This is a genomic window from Aeromonas sp. QDB62 (assembly GCF_027705695.1).
Classification (GTDB): Bacteria; Pseudomonadota; Gammaproteobacteria; order Enterobacterales; family Aeromonadaceae; genus Aeromonas; species Aeromonas allosaccharophila.
Genome location: NZ_JAPDCD010000004.1, coordinates 154,537 through 160,607, shown reverse-complemented (window position 1 = coordinate 160,607; position 6,071 = coordinate 154,537). Strand labels below are relative to the sequence as shown.

Here is a 6,071-nt window from a genome sequence, read left to right as displayed (position 1 = left end):
GAGAGTATAAGATCACACCCTGTTCGGTCGGTCAAATCCTCGTGCCCTGCTTAAAAAACGTTCGCGATCTTGCCCTGATCCAGTGCCCGATGTTCAGTCGCCACGGCACGAAATAAGGAATAGTCGGCGACTTTACCAAATCAAAGGCTTGTTTGTAATATGCTGGCAGTTCTCCCATGCATAGATGGAGCTCACATGAGCCAATCACCCCATATGGTCAAAGATTCAATCAGCGGTGCAGACTACTTCCTGCGCGGGTTTTCCCTTATTCGCCAACCGGGCATCCGCACCTTTGTGCTGATCCCCCTACTGGTCAACTTCGTGCTGTTCGCCGGGGCCTTCTATGCCCTGCTGCTGCAGCTCGACGGCCTGTTCGCCTGGCTCCATCAGCAGATCCCCGCCTGGCTCGACTGGCTGGACTATCTGCTGTGGCCCATCGCTCTGATCACCATCCTAGTGGTCTTCTCCTTTATCTTCAGCTCGGTCGCCAACTGGGTTGCCGCCCCCTTCAACGGCCTGCTGGCGGAGAAAGTGGAGCAGATACTCACCGGCCAACCCGCCAATGACAGCGGCATGCTGGATATCGTCAAGGATGTGCCGCGCACCTTCGGCCGCGAATGGACCAAGCTGAAGTATTACCTGCCCAAGGCCATCGGCTGCCTGATCCTGTTCCTGATCCCGGTGGTGGGCCAGACCCTGGCGCCGGTGCTCTGGTTCCTGTTCAGCGCCTGGATGATGGCGATCCAGTACATCGACTATCCGTTCGACAATCACAAAATAAGCTTCATCACCATGCGCGATGCCTTGAAGCAACGCCGTGGCAAGTGCCTGAGCTTCGGCGCCCTGGTCACCCTCTTCTCCGCCATTCCGGTGGTGAACCTCTTTGTGATGCCGGTCGCCATCTGTGGCGCCACCGCCATGTGGGTCGATCACTACCGGCAGCAGCAGTTAGGCCGCTAATCCTTGAACATTGATTAGAAAAAGGCACCCGAAACGGTGCCTTTTTCGCATTTAGCATGAATTAAATTAATGCATGTATTCGAACACTTGTCCCATATGACACGAGTTGGTAGGATGCGGGCCTTTCTCGTTCCCTGGGATATCTCATGTTACATGCACTCTTCTTGGTGGGCCTGGTGGCCGAAGGGATGACCGGCGCGCTGGCCGCGGGTCGGCGACGGATGGATCTGTTTGGGGTGGTGATCATCGCCTCGGCGACGGCCATCGGTGGCGGTACCATTCGCGATGTGCTGCTGGGCCACTATCCGCTGCTCTGGATTGAGCATCCGGAATATGTGCTGCTGGTTGCCGCCGCTGCGATGGCGGGGGTGGTCTCCGCCCCGCTGATGCGCTATCTCGGCAAACTGTTCATGGCGCTCGATGCGCTGGGGCTGGTGGTCTTCTCCATCTTCGGCGCGGCTCGTGCGCTGGATATGGGCCACGGTGCCGGCATTGCCTGCATCATGGCAGTAGTGACAGGGGCCTTCGGCGGCGTCCTGCGGGATCTGCTTTGCCAGCGCATTCCGCTGGTGTTTCGCCGCGAGCTCTATGCCGCCATTTCGCTGATCACTGCAGCGCTCTACTGTCTGGCTCTGGAGCAGGGCCTGCCCAACGACTGGGCGGCTTTCGGCGCCATCGGCATCGGTTTTGTGTTGCGGCTGCTGGCGGTTCGCTTCAAGTGGGGACTGCCCACCTTCAACTACCAGTACGCCACCCACTGAGTACGCCAGCGTCTGGCGAGGCAGGTTGGATTGCGAGCAACAAAAAAGCGCCCTAGCGGCGCTTTTTTCATGGACGTTCTGCGACTCAGTTAATCCCTTCCGAGCTGAAGAAGGTCGCCTTGTCGGCGATAAAGCGGATCTTGATGTTCTTCCCTTCCCCGCCCCAGAGGCAGCTGGTAGTGCCCAAGGCATCATCACAACGCTCCGCCTTGCCCAGAATGGTGCTGGCCTCGGCGTAACTCATCCCCATCTTCAACTGGTCGTAATTTTCACGGTTGAGCTTGCTGCAACCGGTCAACAACAGGGCGATCAGGCCGCCAATCACTATCTTTTTCATCGCTATCTCCTCACTGGTGGGAAGAGCTTGGCAGCTTGCCAACCCCTTTACCAGCTGCGAACCGGGCCGGTATCGAGGTGAACGAAGTTATCGCGGGGATAGTAGCCGACCCCACCGACCTTGAGATTGAGGGCCGCCTTGCGCAGATGGGCGAGCTGTACGCCGGGGATCCGCACATCCACCGCCTGCCCCAGGGTGTGGTAGCTGTGCTTGGCCACGCCGCGGCTCTTGTGACGCTTCTGGCGATTGGTGGCCGGGGCGCGATAGCCGGAGATCAGCTGAATTTCACTGCGCCGACCCAGCTTGTGCTGCAACAGGAACAGCTGATCAAACAGCTTCTTGTCGATGTTGAACACTTCATTGCGCCGGTAATCGCGGAAGATGTGGTTGAGCTCGGCCAACCCGTCGCTCAGATAGTGGCCGTTCTCCCAATAGCTGGCGCGCACCCGCTCGCCGGTATTGAGATTGAAGAAACTGAGTTCACGCCCGGTGGTACTGCGGCTTGCCAGTGCAGGGAAGGAGATCAGCGAGCTGCCCAGCAGGCAACCGGCTCCCAACAACAGGCGACGTCGACTTATCTCTTGTTCCAGCATAAGGGGTTCGTCCATCGCAGATTCAAGCGAAAAAGTGAATAAGCTCACTGAGTGAATGTCATACAGGCGCTTGAAACTACCCTCCGGCGGGGGGCCCTGTCAAACCGCAATCGCCCATAGAAAAGCACGGCACAGACCGGGCTTTTCACTCTGTGGCTGGGATCACAGCAGGCGGCTCTGGAAGCTGACCCGATCAAATCCGTAGATGTCGTTGCGCAGTTGCTGGCGACCATTTTCGTCGATCCAGCTGCTCCAGTAGACGGTAAAGACCGGAATGGGCGTGGTGAGCGGCAACCATTTGGTCTGGCTCTCCTTGAGGATATTGGCCACCTTGTCCGGCTGATAGCGGGAATCGGCCAACAACAGCTCGGCCAGATCGTCCGCATGTTCCACCCGGATACAACCCGAACTAAAGGCGCGCGCCCCCTGCTCGAACAGCGCCTTGCGCGGGGTGGAGTGCAGATAGATGGCGTCATTATTGGGCAGGTAGAACTTGTAACGACCCAGAGCATTGTGATCACCCGGCTTTTGCCGCAGGCGATAGGGGAAACCGGCAGCCAGCGCCTGATGCCACCCCTCTTCGGTGAACTGCACCGGGTTGCCCTCGCTGTCGATCACCTCGAACTGCTCGCGATTGAGATAGGCAGGATCACGGCCGAGCTTGGGCAGAATGTCCTTGCTCAGGATCGAGCGCGGCACATGCCAGGAGGGGTTGAGCACGATGGAGCGAATTTCGCTGGCCAGAATGGGGGTGGCCCGCTGCTCCTTGCCGACGATGACCCGGCTGGTGAACACCTCGTTGCCGGACTCCACCACGCTCAGGCGGTAGTCGGGAATATTGACCAGCACGTAGCGGCCAGCGGCGAGCTGATCCACCAGATCACGACGCCACAGGTTGCGCAGCAGCAGGCTGGCGCGCACTTGCGGGCCGGTATTGAGCCAGGAACGGGTCTGACGACCGATAATGCCATCAGCGGTCAGGCCGTGACGACGCTGGAACTTTTTGATGGCCTGCTCGGTATCGCCATCGTAAATCAGATCACCATGGCTCGGGGCACTGTCGCCCAGCTCGTTGAGCATGGCGCGGATCTGGCCAAGCTCGGCGGCGCTCTCTCCGGCCCGCAGGGTCGGCATATCGAGGGTCGGCCACTTGCTGGCCATCGGCATCGCCAGCAGTTTGTGCACTTTGGCCCGCACCGCCTCGTATTCCGCCACCTGGGGACGCAGGGATTTCACCTGGGTGAGCAGGTCATCACTGCCGGGCTTGGTCACCACAGGGCGATTCAAATCGAGCTTGAGGGTCTTCATCTGCTCGCGAGAGACCAGATCCATCCCCCGCCAGGCATGCTGGAAACGGCTCAGCTTGGCAAAAATGTCATCATAGATGGCGCCACGCTTGGCGGCAGGAGCGGCCTGCAGGCGCTTCCACAAGGTGAAAAAATCGGGGTGCAGCTGAGCCAGCACAGCCTCTTGCAACTGCTGCTCCAGCTCGACACGGGCCTGTTCGGCCTGACGGCCCTGATACCAGTCATGCCCGGTTTCACTGGCCGCCACCACTACTTGTGCTTCGGTCGCATGTACCGCGCCGGCGGGCAAACATCCCAGCCACACCAGATTGGCAAGGGCCAGCCAATACTTCATCCCCATGGATACCTCAAAACGGTTTGTTCACTCAGTCAGGTCTGACCGGCAGACCCGATGCTCAGGCCGCTCATGATGCGTGAACGGCCAATACTTTGCTAGCGCCCGGGGCCATAACGTTGCCATATAATGTCATAGGCATCCGTCTCCTTGAACGCGGCTAACCTCTGGTTGAATTGTTGCAAGAACTGCGGCGAAAAACTGCGCTTGCTAAACATGAAAAAGCTCGGCGATTCATACACCACCATGGGATGAGCAACAAACTGACTACTCAGCCCCTCCTTGTTAAGGGCGCTGGGTGTCGCCAGCATGTCGCCGAGGAAACCGTCGATGCGCCCGCGGGCCAGCTTCTCGTAATTCTGCTTGTCGCTTACCGCACTCACCTGTTTGGCATATCGGCCGAGCAGCGACATCACCTCATCCCCATAAAAGTACTCTTTGGTAACGCCGAGGGAGTAACCCTTGGCCAGCCAGCTCGCCAGATCCTGCTCGGGGTAGTGGCTGCCCTTGCTGACCCACAGCAAGGTGCGTCCCGGGTTGTAGGAGTCGGAAAACCAGGCATAACGGGCGCGCTCATCGTTGATGTTCGCCTCCATTGCCATGTCTATCTCGCCGAACTCCATCTCGTGCAGTACCCGCTTCCAGGGCAGCTCCACATAGTTGACCTTGCAGTGCATGGCGGTGAGCACGGCCGTCAGCACCTCGACGGCATAACCGCGCACCTGTTGCGGTGAGTCAGGCTCATAGTAATGGTAGGGAGGCCAGTTATCGTAACCGACCTCAATGGGCTCGGGGCAAAGCGCCTTGGCAAAGGCCATTGGCGCCCATAATCCAAACAGCAGAGAGAGGGAGAGCCACTTCATAGGTCATCCTTGACGAAAAGGTGAGTCATCATAAATCGCCCCCTGCAAAATGGCGATAGAGGCCAGCTGACTATCGCATCCGCTAGAAAATGACGCAGCAAAGTATCTCTATCTGCCAAACCGCCTGCCGGAGCGCCCCTTGCCACTGGCGACTTACGCCCCGGCAGCCTTGTTTGACCAGCAAACAGCAACGTTTGGAACAGGGGGAAAAAAGGGTTAATATGTGACCAAATATTTTTTTGTGATCCACTATGCTTTTTTTGCAATTGGATTAGCATATGCGCGACATCGGCCTACCAATTCTGTCAGGCGTAGAGAGTGATATGACGTACAAAAAGTTCGGTTTTTTGACTGCCATTCTGGCGTTAAGCGGTTTTTATCTTTACACCCTCTATCTGGCTGCTCACCCCAACGTGAGCCTGGCCTACAAACTCTATTATCTGGAAGGCAAGACCCGCTTCTGGGAACACAACTCCAGCATGACCTATCAGCCGGGTAACGAGCTCAATCTGACCAAGCCGAGCCGCTTCCTCTCCAGCGAAGGCTGGGCCAAGAAGCCGAGCGATGAAGGCACCCTGCTCAGCGGTCAGGGCGGTCTCTACTTCGTGCTGCCCAAACAGGCGGCCAATCCGGATCAGCTCACCGTACACGCCCGCATCAACAGCCCGCAAGCCGGTGCCCTGTTGAAGGTGGCGCTGGGTCACGACTTCACCACCACGGTGAAACTGGCCAAGGCGGGTATCAACGAAATCCGTCTCAGTCTGCCCGGTGACTCGCTCACGGCAGACCCCAAGCACCCCAATTTTCTGGCGCTATCGGCACCGACCCCCATCAATGTGCAGTCGGTACGTTTGACCGTAGCCCAGTGATCCTTGCCCCGAATACCATTTTATAAAAACAACTATCCCAAATAAGG

At 58.1% G+C, this 6,071-nt stretch carries 7 protein-coding genes; 3 read left to right on the top strand and 4 right to left on the bottom strand.

The annotated features are described in order from the left end of the window. Window positions 1-195: 195 nt before the first annotated feature. Together cysZ and OKC27_RS03680 are read left to right on the top strand one after the other, a co-directional pair. Entirely contained in the window at window positions 196-960 is a 765-nt protein-coding gene (gene cysZ, locus OKC27_RS03685; RefSeq protein ID WP_042657995.1) for a sulfate transporter CysZ, read from the top strand. 146 nt (window positions 961-1,106) lie between these two features. Beyond that, window positions 1,107-1,721 (top strand): trimeric intracellular cation channel family protein, encoded by a 615-nt coding sequence (locus OKC27_RS03680; protein WP_270805954.1) that lies wholly within the window; start codon window positions 1,107-1,109, stop codon window positions 1,719-1,721. 85 nt (window positions 1,722-1,806) lie between these two features. On the opposite strand, the gene OKC27_RS03675 is transcribed toward OKC27_RS03680, so the two are convergent. From OKC27_RS03675 to OKC27_RS03660, 4 genes are all read right to left on the bottom strand, one after another. After that, window positions 1,807-2,058, bottom strand: coding sequence for a lipoprotein (locus OKC27_RS03675; protein ID WP_005338457.1), 252 nt, complete (start codon window positions 2,056-2,058; stop codon window positions 1,807-1,809). A 47-nt stretch (window positions 2,059-2,105) separates the two neighbouring features. Further along, the gene (locus OKC27_RS03670) at window positions 2,106-2,651 is read right to left on the bottom strand and encodes a DUF882 domain-containing protein (protein ID WP_033136140.1); all 546 of its coding nucleotides are present in this window, start codon (window positions 2,649-2,651) and stop codon (window positions 2,106-2,108) included. Window positions 2,652-2,813: 162 nt separating this feature from the next. After that, the gene (locus OKC27_RS03665; RefSeq protein ID WP_270805953.1) at window positions 2,814-4,298 is read right to left on the bottom strand and encodes a L,D-transpeptidase family protein; all 1,485 of its coding nucleotides are present in this window, start codon (window positions 4,296-4,298) and stop codon (window positions 2,814-2,816) included. A 92-nt stretch (window positions 4,299-4,390) separates the two neighbouring features. Then, window positions 4,391-5,155, bottom strand: a complete 765-nt coding sequence (locus OKC27_RS03660; RefSeq protein ID WP_270805952.1) for a substrate-binding periplasmic protein — start codon at window positions 5,153-5,155, stop codon at window positions 4,391-4,393. A 323-nt stretch (window positions 5,156-5,478) separates the two neighbouring features. Here OKC27_RS03660 and OKC27_RS03655 point away from each other — a divergent pair, with 323 nt between their 5' ends. Continuing rightward, window positions 5,479-6,024, top strand: a complete 546-nt coding sequence (locus OKC27_RS03655; protein WP_042058565.1) for a hypothetical protein — start codon at window positions 5,479-5,481, stop codon at window positions 6,022-6,024. Window positions 6,025-6,071: the final 47 nt, after the last annotated feature.

Excerpts from the sequence above, each read along its gene's own strand:
- cysZ (WP_042657995.1), top strand. The coding sequence starts at position 196 with ATGAGCCAATCACCCCATATGGTCAAAGATTCAATCAGCGGTGCAGAC.
- OKC27_RS03680 (WP_270805954.1), top strand. The coding sequence starts at position 1,107 with ATGTTACATGCACTCTTCTTGGTGGGCCTGGTGGCCGAAGGGATGACC.
- OKC27_RS03675 (WP_005338457.1), bottom strand. The coding sequence starts at position 2,058 with ATGAAAAAGATAGTGATTGGCGGCCTGATCGCCCTGTTGTTGACCGGT.
- OKC27_RS03670 (WP_033136140.1), bottom strand. The coding sequence starts at position 2,651 with ATGCTGGAACAAGAGATAAGTCGACGTCGCCTGTTGTTGGGAGCCGGT.
- OKC27_RS03665 (WP_270805953.1), bottom strand. The coding sequence starts at position 4,298 with ATGGGGATGAAGTATTGGCTGGCCCTTGCCAATCTGGTGTGGCTGGGA.
- OKC27_RS03660 (WP_270805952.1), bottom strand. The coding sequence starts at position 5,155 with ATGAAGTGGCTCTCCCTCTCTCTGCTGTTTGGATTATGGGCGCCAATG.
- OKC27_RS03655 (WP_042058565.1), top strand. The coding sequence starts at position 5,479 with ATGACGTACAAAAAGTTCGGTTTTTTGACTGCCATTCTGGCGTTAAGC.